Origin of the sequence: uncultured Sphingomonas sp., assembly GCF_964243315.1 — a bacterium.
Classification (GTDB): domain Bacteria; phylum Pseudomonadota; class Alphaproteobacteria; order Sphingomonadales; family Sphingomonadaceae; genus Sphingomonas.
Genome location: NZ_CAXTEM010000004.1, coordinates 1 through 12811, shown reverse-complemented (window position 1 = coordinate 12811; position 12811 = coordinate 1). Strand labels below are relative to the sequence as shown.

11 protein-coding genes are annotated in these 12811 nt (G+C 68.5%); 5 read left to right on the top strand and 6 right to left on the bottom strand.

The window, feature by feature from the left end; genetic code table 11:
* Window positions 1-43: 43 nt before the first annotated feature.
* From ACFE77_RS02285 to ACFE77_RS02270, 4 genes are read right to left on the bottom strand one after another with little or no spacing between them, the layout of a single operon-like run.
* Entirely contained in the window at window positions 44-229 is a 186-nt protein-coding gene (locus ACFE77_RS02285; RefSeq protein ID WP_375420004.1) for a hypothetical protein, read from the bottom strand.
* Window positions 226-2790, bottom strand: coding sequence for a bifunctional lysylphosphatidylglycerol flippase/synthetase MprF (mprF, locus tag ACFE77_RS02280; protein ID WP_375420003.1), 2565 nt, complete (start codon window positions 2788-2790; stop codon window positions 226-228). Before mprF ends, ACFE77_RS02285 begins: the two co-directional genes overlap by 4 nt.
* On the bottom strand, window positions 2783-3526 hold the full coding sequence (locus ACFE77_RS02275) for an AcvB/VirJ family lysyl-phosphatidylglycerol hydrolase (RefSeq protein ID WP_375420002.1): 744 nt from the start codon (window positions 3524-3526) through the stop codon (window positions 2783-2785). Before ACFE77_RS02275 ends, mprF begins: the two co-directional genes overlap by 8 nt.
* Complete coding sequence (locus ACFE77_RS02270) at window positions 3523-3858, bottom strand: hypothetical protein (RefSeq protein ID WP_375420001.1); 336 nt, start codon at window positions 3856-3858, stop codon at window positions 3523-3525. The genes ACFE77_RS02275 and ACFE77_RS02270 overlap by 4 nt, the downstream gene beginning before the upstream one ends.
* A gap of 152 nt (window positions 3859-4010) precedes the next feature.
* On the opposite strand from ACFE77_RS02270, the gene ACFE77_RS02265 reads away from it, so the two are divergent.
* The 4 genes from ACFE77_RS02265 to ACFE77_RS02250 all read left to right on the top strand — a co-directional run bounded on the left by ACFE77_RS02265 (window position 4011) and on the right by ACFE77_RS02250 (window position 11016).
* Entirely contained in the window at window positions 4011-4697 is a 687-nt protein-coding gene (locus tag ACFE77_RS02265; RefSeq protein ID WP_375420000.1) for a winged helix-turn-helix domain-containing protein, read from the top strand.
* 1 nt (window position 4698) lies between these two features.
* Entirely contained in the window at window positions 4699-6048 is a 1350-nt protein-coding gene (locus ACFE77_RS02260) for a sensor histidine kinase (RefSeq protein ID WP_375419999.1), read from the top strand.
* 102 nt (window positions 6049-6150) lie between these two features.
* Window positions 6151-9378 (top strand): glycoside hydrolase family 2 TIM barrel-domain containing protein, encoded by a 3228-nt coding sequence (locus ACFE77_RS02255; protein ID WP_375419998.1) that lies wholly within the window; start codon window positions 6151-6153, stop codon window positions 9376-9378.
* Window positions 9379-9462: 84 nt separating this feature from the next.
* Window positions 9463-11016: a tryptophan halogenase family protein gene (locus ACFE77_RS02250; protein WP_375419997.1), complete on the top strand. Its 1554-nt coding sequence runs from the start codon at window positions 9463-9465 to the stop codon at window positions 11014-11016.
* On the opposite strand, the gene ACFE77_RS02245 is transcribed toward ACFE77_RS02250, so the two are convergent.
* Window positions 10991-11488: a PIN domain-containing protein gene (locus ACFE77_RS02245; RefSeq protein WP_375419996.1), complete on the bottom strand. Its 498-nt coding sequence runs from the start codon at window positions 11486-11488 to the stop codon at window positions 10991-10993. The genes ACFE77_RS02250 and ACFE77_RS02245 overlap by 26 nt on opposite strands.
* The gene (locus ACFE77_RS02240) at window positions 11488-11733 is read right to left on the bottom strand and encodes a type II toxin-antitoxin system Phd/YefM family antitoxin (RefSeq protein WP_375419995.1); all 246 of its coding nucleotides are present in this window, start codon (window positions 11731-11733) and stop codon (window positions 11488-11490) included. Before ACFE77_RS02240 ends, ACFE77_RS02245 begins: the two co-directional genes overlap by 1 nt.
* Window positions 11734-11930: 197 nt before the next feature.
* On the opposite strand from ACFE77_RS02240, the gene ACFE77_RS02235 reads away from it, so the two are divergent.
* A partial coding sequence (locus ACFE77_RS02235; protein WP_375419994.1) for a cation:proton antiporter occupies window positions 11931-12811 on the top strand: 881 nt, incomplete at its 3' end.

Genomic DNA, 12811 nt, shown 5'->3' with positions numbered 1-12811 from the left:
CGGCTAAGCGGAGGCTGGGCTGCGCCTTACATCTTTGTCATGTTCAGCCGAGTTGCCCCGATCGATACCAGCGCCGGATCGACTGCAGCCGCGACAGGGAACATCCGCAATGCCGGCACTTCGCGTGACGCGTGCCGTGCTCGTCGACGACGATCGCGCCGCCCGGCACGTGACGCCCGACGCTGCACGCGGCCGCGGGATCCGCGGCTCTCGTATCGGGCCCGGTCATGACCCGCTCGCCTCCGGCACCCCGCGCCCGACCAGCAGCGAGAGGTCGCGCAATGCCTGGATGAGCGCGACGCCGCGCGGGCCCGCAATGTACCGCGGCTCCCATGCGGGATCGAACTTCGCCTTGTAGCTCCTGAGCCCGCGGAACCCGTAGAAACGCTCGCCATGCTGGAACACCAGCGCCGCCGCCCGCGCCCAGGCCGGCGCCAGCCGCCCGCCCTCGATCCCCGACAGCGGCGCGATCCCCAGCGTGAAGCGCGCATAGCCGCGCTCCTGCGCCCATCGCAGGATGTGGACGAACAGGAAGTCCATCGTGCCGTTCGGCGCATCGTCGCGGTGGCGCATCAGGTCGACCGACGCCTCGCCGTGATCGGCGGTGAGCCACAGGTTGGCGAACGCGACGATCCGGTCCTCGATCATCACCAGCGCCACGTCGAAATGGTGCAGATAGGCGCGATCGAACCGGCCGAGGCTGAAATGCTTCTCGGCATGCCCCTTCGCCGCCATCCATTCCGCGGACACCGCGGCGAGGTCGTCGATCACCACCGGCACCGCGGCGGCGGGCACGATCCGGAAGGTCAGCCCATGCCGTGACGCGACGCGCTCCGCCTTGCGGATCGAGCGCAGCCGCGGCGTGTCGAGCGAAAAGGCCGCGAGATCGACCACCGCTTCCTCGCCATATTTGACGATCTGCAAGCCCATCCCGATCGCCAGATCGAGCACCGGTGCGGTGATCTGGTACAGCAGCAAGCGCCCCTGCGCGCGATCCGCCAGGTCGCGAATCCGCCAGAGCAGCGGCCCCCAGGCCGCCTGGTCGCCCACCGGATCGCCCATCACGATCCAGCTCGCCCCGCGCACCTGGTACATCAGCATCGCGCTGTCGTCCTCCGCGATCAGGAAGCGCTTGTCCCCGGTCAGCGCCAGCATCGCGTCGGTCCGGTCGCTGCGCGCGAGCACGTCGCGCACCTTGGCGGGGTCCGCCGCGACATCGCTCACGCGGTGCGCGGGGCCGAGCCAGCGCCACAAGGCCACCCCCGCGAGCAGCACCGCCACCCCGAGCATCGCGCGCAGGAACCGCGGCGCATCGCCGTGCAGCGCGAACCGCCACCACAGATCGTCCGAATAGGTGACGTGGCGATACGCGAACAGCCCGGCCCAGGTCGCGCCCGACACCGCAACCGCGACCGCCGCCAGCCACGCGCCCGAGAACGGCGTCTGGGTCAGCGCGGTACGGCGATAGAAGGCGGCACGCGTCGCCTGCAACAGCAGGGCGAGCGCGAGACAGGCGATCGCCTCCTCGTAATCGATTCCCTTGGCGAGCGAGAACACCGCACCCGCGACCAGCAAGGCTCGCGTCGCGACGAACGCGCCGTCGAGCCGCCGATAGAGACCGGGCGACAGCAGCAGCAGCCCCGTCCCGACCAGGCTCGCGGCGATATGGCTCGCCTCGATGAACGGCAGCGGCAGGATCTCGGCTAGAACGCCCATCCGCGCCTGCAGCGACGGCAGCGACCCAGACAGCAGCAGCATGCCGCCGCCGAAGAATGTCGCCGCGGCCAGCAACAGCGGCGCGATCCCAGTCGCCGCCGCCCGCCCGTCGCGCAATAGGCGCCCGGTCAGCGAGCGATGGCGAACGCCCTCGCGCCACACCAGCAACGCCGCTGCCAGCGCGAGGGGCAGCAGGTAGTAGATCAGCCGATACGCGATCAGCGCGGCGAAGATCGCGACCCGGTTCCCCGGCACGACCGCGAGCACCACCGCCTCGAACACCCCGACCCCGCCCGGCACATGGGTGAGCACCGCAGCGAGGATGCCGAGCGCATAGGCGAGGATAAAGGCGGGGAACGACGCCGGGGTGGCGCCGGGCACCAGCACGTACAGCGCCGCCGCGGCCGCTGCGGTGTCGATCACCGCGACGCCGATCTGCGCCAGCGCCTGCCGGCCGGTCGGCAACGGCACGCTGAACCGCCACAGCCGCAGCGGTGTCCGCCGACGACCGCACGTCACCACCAGCGCCGCGAGCGCAACCAGCGCGAGCGCTCCGATCGCATGCGCCGACGCGGTGCCGACGGTCAGCCCGCCGAGCGCGATTGGAGTTGGCTGCACGAGCAACGCGACGCCGGCTACCGCGACGATCCCCACCCAGAAGGTCGCGCCGGCGATGCCGATGACGCGGGCGACGTCTGGCCCGTCGAGCCCCGCCTCGTTGTAGACGCGATAGCGCGCCGATCCGCCGGTCAGCAGCGACAACCCGAGATTGTGGCTGAGCGTGTAGCTGGTGAACGACGCGAGCGCCGCGGTTCGCCACGGCAGCGCGCGCCCGATGATCCGTAGCGCGACGACATCGTACAGCGTCAGCATCAGGTAGCTTAGCGCGGTAAAGCCGAGCGCCGCCGCCAACTGCGCGGTCGACAGCTCATGCACCGCGCTGCGCACGTCGGCGAAGCGCACCTCGGCGGTCAATCGCTCGAGTGCGACGATCGCCACTGCCGCAAGCACCAGCGCCGCCACGATCGACAGCGCGAACCGGTGTCGTTGCATCCAGGCGACGGGGTCACGCATGCGACACCGCCTTTGCCGGGGTCGCGCGCAGGATTGTATCCCACAGCAGATCGGCGAGCCGCGGGCCGTCGTGATGCAGGTAATGCCCACCCGGCAGAGCCACCACGCGGACGTTCGCGGCGTGGAGCGAGGGGCAGAGACTGGTGGTCTCCTCGCGCCCGTACACGCACAGCACCGGCACCCAGTCGATGTGGCGTGCGCTGGGTAGCGCCGGGCCATCGGGCGGTCCGTCGAGCAGCCCGCCGGGCGACGCCGTGAACAGCAGCGTATCGCCCGGAACCGTCAGGATCACCTGCACCACCCGCGATCGCAATGCGGCCGGCAAATCCGCCACGCCATATTGCAGCATGTCGGCGCCGAACGACTGACCGATCAGCACCACCCGCCGCGCGCCGGGCAGCCGCAACGCGCGCCGCGTCGCGTCCGCGACCAGTGCGCGCGTCTCGGCGGGCGTCTTGCCGTTCTTGAACGCGGTCAGCGAATTGACACCCAGCACCGGGATACCGCGGTCAGCCAGCGTGCCCGTAACGGTGCTCGCCATCCCGGCATTCAGCCCGGAATCACCCGACAGGAACACCGCGACGATGCCAGCGCGCCCGGCAGGCGGTGCGCGCCTCGCGGGCTGCAGCCGGTAGATCTCGCTGCCGTAATAGCCGAGATGCGCCAGGTAGCCGACCGCACCCACCAACAGCAGCGCCATGCACGCGGCGACGATCCGGACCGGGCGCGCGATCACGCGCTCAACGCATAGGTGATCACGAAGCACGCCGCGGTCAGCACCAGCATCGCGATGATGAAGGTCATATCCGCGATCCGCTCCATCCCGTGCAGCCGACGCTGGTCCAGGCTGCGCAGCGACAGGTAGGACGCGAGCGTCGCGACCAGGAACAGCAGCGCGTCGATCGCCAGCATGTCGTCCGCGAAGCTGGCGCGGCGTCCCACCACGACGCCGAGACGGAGCAGCCCGATCCCCGTCAGGCACACGCCGACCATCCCCGACGCGATCGGGCAGATCATCCGGCAGATGCGCTCGTCCAGCCGGGCACGGCGATAGGCGATGGTCGTCATGCGCTGTCGATGCACCTGCGCACTTGTCGATCGGCTGACGGGAAGATGAGCGATATGTCATCTTTGCGCGCTTGCCGTCCGGGAAGCCGCGATGGCATCACCCCCCGCGACCCGCCCGGCGCAGCGTTCCGGCGGACCAGCGAGGTGGAGCCGTGTCGCAGAGGATCCTGTTGATCGAGGACGACGACGCCACCGCCGATTACGTCGCCACCGGGCTGCGCGAACAAGGCTTCGTCGTCGATCGGGTCGCGAAGGGCCGCGACGGCTTGTTCCATGCCACCGACGCCGGCTACGACTGTATCGTGCTCGATCGGATGCTGCCCGGGATCGACGGCATGGCGGTGCTGTCGGGCATGCGCGGCGCGGGCGTCGAGACGCCGGTCATCATCCTGTCCGCGCTCGGGTCCGCCGAGGACCGGGTGAAGGGGCTGACCGAGGGATCGAGCGACTATCTGACCAAGCCGTTCGCCTTCGCCGAACTGCTCGCGCGGATCAGGATCCTCGTCCGTCGCGGCAAGGGGGGCTCCGGGGTCGAGACCGCGTTACGCTGCGACGATCTCGAGATGGACCTCCTCGCGCACCGCGTGACCCGCGCGGGGCGGCCGATTCCGCTGCAGCCGCGTGAGTTCGGGCTCCTTGAATACCTGCTGCGCCATGCCGACCAGGTCGTCACCCGGACGATGCTGCTCGAAGGCGTCTGGGACTATCACTTCGATCCTGGCACCAACGTCATCGACGTCCATATCAGCCGCTTGCGCAAGAAGATCGACGACGGCTCCGCCCGCTCGCTACTGCATACCGTCCGCGGCGCCGGCTACCGGCTGAGCGCGACGCCCTGACATGCACCCCCGATCGACCACCGCGCGGTTCGCTGCGCTAGTCTTCCTGCTCCAGATCGCCGCCGCCGCCGCGCTGCTGCTGCCGGTACGCACCCTGGTGCGCGATCAGGTCTATGCGAGCGCCAGCGCCACCGCCGACATGATCCGGCAGGACCTGCTCGCGATCCGCTCCGAAGCCGGCGACCGCGGGTTGATCGAGGCGGTGACGCTCCGCGCGCGAGACGCCGCCGGTTCGGACGCGGTGCTGCTGCTGGCGGATCCGGATGGCCGCGCTATCGCCGGCAATCTCGCCGCCTGGCCGGCCGGAGTGACGTTGGACGACCGCGCGGCTCACGTCGAGCTTCGCCGCCGCGGCCATGCCGCGCCCGAGGCGATGCTGATCCGCGCGACCCGCTTGCCGGGCGGCGCTCGCCTGCTCACCGGCAGCGTCGTCGACGACGAGCGCCGGATCGTGCGACTGCTCGAACGCGCCACCCTGATCGCGCTCGCGCTGGCGGTCGCCTTCGCAGCCCTTGCGGCGTGGCTCGCGGCGCGGATGATCGTCACCCGCCTGAATGACACCGTCGCGACGCTGCGCACGGTGCGCGACGGAGACCTGTCTCGCCGCGTCGCCGACGATTCCAGCGGCGATGCCTTCGCGGCGCTCGCCATGTCGGTCAACGCCACGCTCGATCGCGTCCAGTCGCTGGTCGCCGAATTGACGCTGGCAACCGACATCATCGCGCATGACCTAAAATCCCCGCTCACCCGATTGCGGTCTGCCCTCGAGCGTGCCGCGGTGACGGTTCGCGAGCCCGCCGCGCAGGAGGACGTCGATCGCGCGCTCGCCGAGGGTGATCGCCTGCTCGCCACCGTCGAGACCGCGCTGCGCATCTCGCGCGCCGAGGCCGGGATCGGCCGCGAAGCCTTCGTCCCGCTCGATCTCGGCGACGCATTGCGCGAACTGGCCGAGATGTACGCACCGGTGATCGAGGATGCAGGTCGCCATATCCGGCTCGCGATCGACGATGACGTGACCCGCCCCGCGCACCGCGAACTGATCGCGCAGGCGCTCGGCAACCTCGTCGACAACGCACTGAAATACGGCGTCGGCACCATCACCCTCGGTCTCGCCCGGTCCGCGGACCGCATCCATTTGTCGGTCGCCGACGAGGGCGCGGGCATCGCCCCCGAAGATCACCACACCGCGCTTCGCCGCTTCGGCCGCATCGACGAGGCGCGCGGCGGTGCGGGCGTCGGGCTCGGCCTGTCGCTCGTCGCCGCGGTCGCCCGGCTCCATGACGGCGAGGTGAGGCTGGAGGCCGCCTCCCCCGGGTTGCGCGTGGTGATCGATCTGCCGGCAATCAGCTGATCCCACCATCGTTGCCAGTATGATCGCTCGTTGCTAGCGATGGCATCAACGCGGCGCACGAGCCTGAACCTGGCAAGCGACAAGCCGTGGGAGGACGTTTCGATGCCTTGGGTTCGCATTCCTGCCGCCATGTTGCTGCTCTCCGTCTCGGCGGGGTCGCTCGCGCAGGACCCCGCGGTTCCGATCCAGCCGCAGGCCGACGCGGCGCGACCCGATTGGGAGAACCCAGCGGTGTTCGCGGCCGGCAAGATGCCCGCCCGCGCCACCGGCTTCCCGTTCGAAAGTCGCGCCAAGGCGATTGCCGGAGAACGGGCGAGATCGGACCGCTTCCTGCCGCTGAACGGCCGATGGAAGTTCGCCTTGTCGCCCGATGCCGATCGGCTGCCGACAGGGTTCGAACAGCCCGCCTACGATGTCTCGACCTGGAAGGAGATCAAGGTCCCGGCCGATTGGCAGGCCGAGGGTTACGACCAGCCGCGCTACAACAACATCACCTATCCCTTCCCTGCCAATCGCCCGCTGATCCCGCACAAGACCAACCCGGTGGGATCCTATCGCCGCGACGTCGATCTGCCCGCGGGGTGGGCGGGCACCGACGTGATCCTCCACATCGGTGCGGCGGGATCGGCCTATTACGTCTGGGTCAACGGCAAGAAGGTCGGCTATTCGGAAGATTCGAAGCTGCCGTCGGAATTCGACGTGACCGCGCATGCGCGACCCGGCCGGAATACGATCGCGATCCAGGTCTATCGCTGGTCCGACGGCTCGTATCTCGAGGATCAGGATTTCTGGCGCGTCTCGGGGATTGAGCGCGAGGTCTTCCTGATGTCGGCGCCGAAGACGCGGGTGCGCGACTTCTTCGTCCATGCAGGGCTGACGAACGACTATCGCGATGGCGCGCTGTCGATCGATCTCGCGGTCGTCCCCGGTTCACGCGCGACCAGCGCGCGCGCGGTCTTGCTCGACGGCGATCGCAAGGTACTGGAAACCACGCAGGCCGTGCCCGCCGCCAACAAGGAACGGACCGTAACGCTGAAGGCGATCCTGCCGAACGCCAGGCCTTGGACCGCGGAAATGCCCAATCTCTACACGCTGCTGGTCGAACTCTACGACGCCAAGGGCAGGATCCTCCAGTCTACCCCCAGCCGAATCGGTTTTCGCATCGTCGAAATGCGCAACGGCCTCGTCACGGTCAACGGCAAGCCGATCACGATCCGCGGCGTCAATCGCCATGAACATGATCCCGAGACCTTCCACGTCATCTCCGACGAAGCGATGGATCGCGACATCCAGCTGATGAAGCGCGCGAACATCAACGCGCTGCGCACCTCGCACTACCCCAATGATCCGCGGCTCTACGAACTCGCCGACCGCTACGGGCTGTACGTGATGGACGAAGCGAACATCGAGAGCCACGGCTACATGGATTACGCCAACCGGCACCCCGAAGTGCGCGCGAAATTCCAGTTGGGCTTCGATCCCGCCTGGGAAGGCGCGCATGTCAGCCGCGTCACCAACATGGTCGAACGCGACAAGAACCACCCGTCGATCATCTTCTGGTCGCTCGGCAACGAGGCGGGGATCGGTCCCTCCTTCAACAAGGCCGTGGCGGCGGTGAAGGCGCGCGATCCCGGGCGGCTGTTGAGTTATCTCGGCTGGGGCACCTGGCCGGGGCCGCGCGATCACCGGCCCAACGACTATGCCGACATCTATGCGCCGATGTACGACAGCGTCGAACGGATCGTCGACTATGCGGAGAACTGGGCGTTTCGGCAGCCGCTGATCCAGTGCGAATATGCGCATATGCAGGGCAATTCGGGCGGCAATCTGAAGGAATATTGGGACGCGATCTACGCGCACCCGACGAAGCTGCAGGGCGGGTTCATCTGGGACTGGGTCGATCAGTCGATGTACCGGTACACCACCGACGGCCGCCGCTACTGGGGCACCGGCGGCGAATACGGACCCAACCCCGGCGGCGATATCGAGTTCGGCGACGGGCTGATGCAGGCGGACCGCACCCCCAACCCGCAACTGTTCGAACTCCGCAAGGTCTATGCGCCGGTCCAGTTCGCGGATTTCGATCGCACCACGGGCGAGGTGACGGTGATCAACCGCCACGATTTCGTCGATCTGTCTGGCTATTCCTTCGCCTACGAGTTGCTCGAAGACGGCGTGGCGGTGGCGCAGTCGACCCTTCCGGCGATCCGCGTCGACCCGCATGGCCGCAAGCGGCTGAAGCTCGACCTCCCGCGCGACGCGAAGCCGGGTGCGGAGTATGTGCTGACCGTAATGGCCAAGGCGACCGAAGGCGCGGTGGCGGGCGTGGACGCCGGCAGCGTGATCGGCTGGGAACAATTCGAGCTCGGCCGCACGCCCCTCGCCGCCGCACCAGCGGATGGCGCGGTGCAACTCGTCGAGAGCGGCGGCAAAGTGCGGCTTTCGGCACGCGGCGCGGAGCTGGTGATCGATCGCCGCAGCGGGCTCGTCGATCGCTACACCGCGGGCGGGCGGCTGCTGCTCCAGGGCGGTGCGCCCAATTTCCAGCGGGCACCGACCGACAACGACATCGGCACCGGTATCGAGAAGAGCCATATGGTCTGGCAGCAGGCATCCGATCGCCGCAAGGTCGAGGCCGTCACCACGCGCACGCTCGGCGATGGCAGCCGGGAGGTCATGGTTCGCTATGCGGTCGGCGAGGGCACAGGCACCTTCGTGTCGCGCTATCGGATGACGGGCGACGGGTCGGTCGCGGTGCAGGCGGACTTCACGCCCTCGCGCACCGACCTGCCCGATCCGCTGCGGATCGGCCTCTTCTTCACGATGCCGACCAGCATCGACACCGTCGAATGGTATGGCCGCGGACCGCACGAGACCTATGCGGATCGCAAGACCGGCGCGCCGATCGGCCTGTGGCGCGGGCCGATCGCGGACCAATATCATGATTACATGCGGCCGCAGGAAAGCGGCAACAAGGTCGATGTCCGCTGGATGGAACTGCTCCAGGCGAAGACGGCAGGCCTGCGCGTGACCGGTGACGCGCCCTTGTCGATGAACGTCCTCGCCTTCCCCTATGCCGACCTGTCGCGCCGCGCGCCCGGCACGCGACGCAGCACCGACATCGTGCCACACGGATCGGTGTCGCTGATGATCGACGCGGTCCAGGCAGGAGTCGGCGGCGACAATAGCTGGGACCAGGGCGGTCGCCCGATGCCGCAATACCGCATCCCGGTCGCGCCCCGTAGCTACGGCTTCCGGCTGACCCCCTTCACCGGGGACGGCACCAACCCCGCCGCTGCCAAGCCCGCAAGTGCCGCCGCGCTCCGCTGATCGCCGTCGCGTCACTCGCCTTCGCGCCGCACGCGAGGCGGACAAAGGCTGTCATGAGCCCGGCGCGCGCGCTATGACCGGATCGTGACGGCGCGACGCACCATCCTCATCGTCGGCGGCGGCACCGCCGGGTGGCTGACCGCCGCCTATCTCGCAAAGGCACTGGGTCCGTCGGTCGGGATCACGCTGCTCGAATCGCCCGATATCGGTATCATCGGTGTCGGCGAGGGCACCTTCCCGACGATCCGCGAAACCCTGCGCTTCCTCGGGATCGACGAGGCGGCGTTCGTTCGCGAAACCTCGGCGACGTTCAAGCAGGGCGTTCGCTTCAGGAACTGGTTGCACCAAGCGGGCAACGGCGCGGAACATTCCTACTTCCACCCCTTCGAACCCCCCTTCTATGCCGAGGGCACCAGTCTGGTGCCCTATTGGCTGCTCCAAGACGACGCGGCACGGCCGCCGTTCGCCGAAGCGGTCACGATCCAGAACCGCGTCGCCGAGGCGCAGCGCGGGCCCAAGCAATCGAGCGAAGGCGATTTCGAAGGTCCCCTCAACTACGCCTATCATTTCGATGCGGTCGGCTTGTCGCGGGTGCTCGCCGATCGCGCGCGGGAACTGGGCGTCACGCATCTGCCGGGGCGGGTCGGCGAGGTGGTCCTCGCGGAAAATGGCTGGATCGAGCATCTCGACACCGATGTCGGGCGGCTCCGTGCTGACCTGTATATCGACTGCACCGGGTTCCGCGCCGAGCTGATCGCGCGTGCGATGGGCTCCGCGTTCCATTCGGTGTCGGACCAGCTGTTCACCGATCGCGCGATCACCTGCAAGCTGCCCTATGACCGGGCCGACGCGCCGATCGAAAGCTACACCGTCGCCAGCGCGCACGAAGCCGGCTGGATCTGGGACATCGGCTTGGCCGGCGCGCGCGGCATCGGCTGCGTCTATGCCAGCCGCTACATCGACGATGCGCGCGCAGAGGCGATCCTCGCGGACTATGTCGGCCCACGCGCAGGGGAGATCCAGACCCGGCGGCTCAGCTTCGACGCCGGTTACCGCGAACGCGCGTGGATCGGCAATTGCGTCGCGGTCGGCCTCGCCGGCGGCTTCCTCGAACCGCTCGAATCGACCGGCGTCGTGCTGATCGAGGCGGCGATCGGGATGATCGCGGAGCTGTTCCCTCATCACGGCCCGGTCGACCTGCCCGCGCGCCGGTTCAACGAGCTGATGACCGCGCGCTATGCGACGATCGTGAGCTTCCTGAAGCTGCATTATTGCCTCAGTGAGCGTCCCGAGCCGTTCTGGCGCGACAATGCGGATCCGGCGACGATCCCGGACCGGCTTCGCGAGCTACTCGATCAGTGGCGCTATCGCCCGCCGAGCCGGTTCGATTTCACGATCGACGTCGAATCCTTCGCCTTCTTCAACTACCAATATATCCTCTACGGCATGGACTTCCGCACCGATCTGTCGGCCGGGCGCCGCGATTTCCCCGACACCGCGGAGGCCGAACGGCTGTTCGCGCGGATCAAGGGCTATGGCGAGCGCGCGGCGCTCGACCTGCCGATGCACCGCACGCTGGTGGAGCAGTTCGCCGCGAGCGCGCCGAGACGGATCAGCCGCGAACGAACAGGCTCTTGAGCCATTGCGGCCCGGGCCGGGTCGCCTCGCGCCAGTCGGTGCCGATTTCCGCCGCGTCGGGTTGGAAGCCCCAGGGATCGAAGGTCCTGACCTTGCCGAGCCGGAACGCGGGCGCGCGGCGAGTGACCAGGACCAGCCCATGTTCCAGCGCGGTCGCTGCGATCAGCGCGTCGCGCATGTCGGAATAGCCGAGCGCCGCGGCACGCCCCGCGACCGCCGCATCGACCGGCAGCACGCGTCCGTCGAATGCGGCGACCACCTTGGTGTCGACCCAACGCTTGATAATGGCCGCACCTGCCTTGTCGGTGCGCGCCACCTGCGCCGCCGCCGCCCCGAGTTCCGCGATCGCCAGCGCCGAGACGAACAGCTCGGTCCGCAGCCGCGCGCTCGTCCAGGCCGCGACGCCGGCATCGCATCGCCCGGCACGCGCCCCGCGAAGCTCCCAAACCACGCTGGTGTCGAGCAGGTGCATCAGGGCGTCTCCCCCCGCCCCCATGAAGCGGCCGCCCGCCAATCGGGCTCCGCAGCGACCGGTTCGTCGATCGCCAACAGATCGATCAGCGTTTCGGCGGGCGATGCGAGCGCGCGGAACGCGTCGATGCTCATCAACACATGAGTCGGCTTGCCGCGATCGGTGACGAACACCGGCTCGACGCGGGCCAGTCGCTTGGCTTGGCTGACATCCTGGTTGAACGCACGGCTCGTCACCGTTTTCATGTGGCTACCTGCCTACCGAATAGCTCGATCCTTGTAGGTACATACCTATCCTGTGTCACCCCGGCAACGCTTTGCCCCACCAGGCGATAATTCGCCATCGCGCGCTCGGAAAAGATGTTGCGCGCACCACCGATCCTCGGGCTTCTGCCGCCGACGGAAACCACGGAACGGCGTGGATCCGGGGGTGGAGACGATAGATGCAAGGCTGGATGGACAGTTTGGGCAAGACGCTGGGCGGCGTGCTCGGCGCGCACGGCCCCGCGGCGCCGGGAACGGCAGCCTCCTATGCGCCGGGCGACTTCAGCATCCACTTCTTCCTCCAGCTCGCGGTCATCCTGGTCGCCTGTCGCGTCGTCGGCTGGCTCGGAAAGAAGCTGCTCGGCCAGCCTCAGGTCGTCGGCGAGATGATCGCGGGTGTGGTGCTCGGCCCCTCGCTGCTCGGCTTGTTCTTCCCCGGCCTCCAGGGCGCGATCTTCCCCAAGGAGACGCGCAACGTCCTCTATGCGGGCGCGCAGCTCGGCGTCGGGCTCTACATGTTTCTGGTCGGGACGACGCTGCGGCTCGACCATTTCCGCTCCAAGGCGAAGAGCGCGTCGATGGTGTCGTTCGCCGGCATTGCCGCGCCGTTCGGCATCGCGGTGCTGATCACGCCGTGGCTGCTGACCGTGCCCGGCCTGTTCGCCGACGGGATCAGCACCGGCAACGCCACGCTGTTCCTCGGCGCCTGCATCGCGCTCACCGCCTTCCCGATGCTGGCGCGGATCATTAACGAGCGCGGCCTCGCCGATTCGTCGCTCGGCACGCTGTCGCTGACCGCGGGCGCGTTCGACGACGCCTGTTCCTGGTGCGTGCTGGCGATCGTGCTCGCGACCTTCGGCGGTGGCGCTGGCGTTGCGATCCTCGCGATCGGCGGCGGGCTGCTCTGGGCGGCGTTCGTGATCCTCGCCGGACCGCGCCTGCTCGCGCCACTCGCGCGGATCGTCGAACGCGAGGGCGAGATGAGCCATTTCGTCCTCGCCATCGTCCTCGCCGCCTTCTGCATCTCGGCATTCCTGATGGACGCGGTCGGCATCCACGC

Bases quoted from the DNA above. Each gene is read 5' to 3' on its own strand.
- ACFE77_RS02285 (WP_375420004.1), bottom strand. From the start codon at position 229: ATGACCGGGCCCGATACGAGAGCCGCGGATCCCGCGGCCGCGTGCAGC.
- mprF (WP_375420003.1), bottom strand. From the start codon at position 2,790: ATGCGTGACCCCGTCGCCTGGATGCAACGACACCGGTTCGCGCTGTCG.
- ACFE77_RS02270 (WP_375420001.1), bottom strand. From the start codon at position 3,858: ATGACGACCATCGCCTATCGCCGTGCCCGGCTGGACGAGCGCATCTGC.
- ACFE77_RS02260 (WP_375419999.1), top strand. From the start codon at position 4,699: ATGCACCCCCGATCGACCACCGCGCGGTTCGCTGCGCTAGTCTTCCTG.
- ACFE77_RS02255 (WP_375419998.1), top strand. From the start codon at position 6,151: ATGCCTTGGGTTCGCATTCCTGCCGCCATGTTGCTGCTCTCCGTCTCG.
- ACFE77_RS02245 (WP_375419996.1), bottom strand. From the start codon at position 11,488: ATGCACCTGCTCGACACCAGCGTGGTTTGGGAGCTTCGCGGGGCGCGT.
- ACFE77_RS02240 (WP_375419995.1), bottom strand. From the start codon at position 11,733: ATGAAAACGGTGACGAGCCGTGCGTTCAACCAGGATGTCAGCCAAGCC.